This window comes from Alkalimonas mucilaginosa, from assembly GCF_036327005.1.
Taxonomy (GTDB): domain Bacteria; phylum Pseudomonadota; class Gammaproteobacteria; order Enterobacterales; family Alteromonadaceae; genus Alkalimonas; species Alkalimonas mucilaginosa.
In genome coordinates, this window is sequence record NZ_JAUGZK010000057.1 from 1 (window position 1) to 425 (window position 425).

Below are 425 nucleotides of genomic sequence, written 5' to 3' on the forward strand. Positions count from 1 at the left end.
GGTACAGATGGGTCTGTAGCTCAGGTGGTTAGAGCGCACCCCTGATAAGGGTGAGGTCGGTAGTTCGAGTCTACTCAGACCCACCAATTATTTGGGGCCATAGCTCAGCTGGGAGAGCGCCTGCCTTGCACGCAGGAGGTCAGCGGTTCGATCCCGCTTGGCTCCACCACTACTTAATGTTGAATGATGAATGTTGAGTGGTGAATGACAGCAAAACAACAAAGGATTTGCTCTTAAATTCAAATGAAAGACCTTAGTGTGAAGGTGATTAGTTGGTTATACAATCCAACATTCATCATTCAACATTCACCATTAAGATTTTCCATTTGAGTTTATCTCAAACTGCTCTTTAACAACTTGGCAAGCTGATAGTAGAAATAACAAGGTAACAATTTATTTGTGACCTTACTCACAAGCGTGCGACG

The 425-nt window shown here is 44.0% G+C and carries 2 tRNA genes; both read left to right on the top strand.

Annotated features, from left to right (window positions below):
• The first annotated feature begins 9 nt into the window (after window positions 1-9).
• Window positions 10-86, top strand: a tRNA-Ile gene (locus QWF21_RS18120).
• A gap of 7 nt (window positions 87-93) precedes the next feature.
• Window positions 94-169 (top strand) — tRNA-Ala (locus tag QWF21_RS18125).
• Window positions 170-425: the final 256 nt, after the last annotated feature.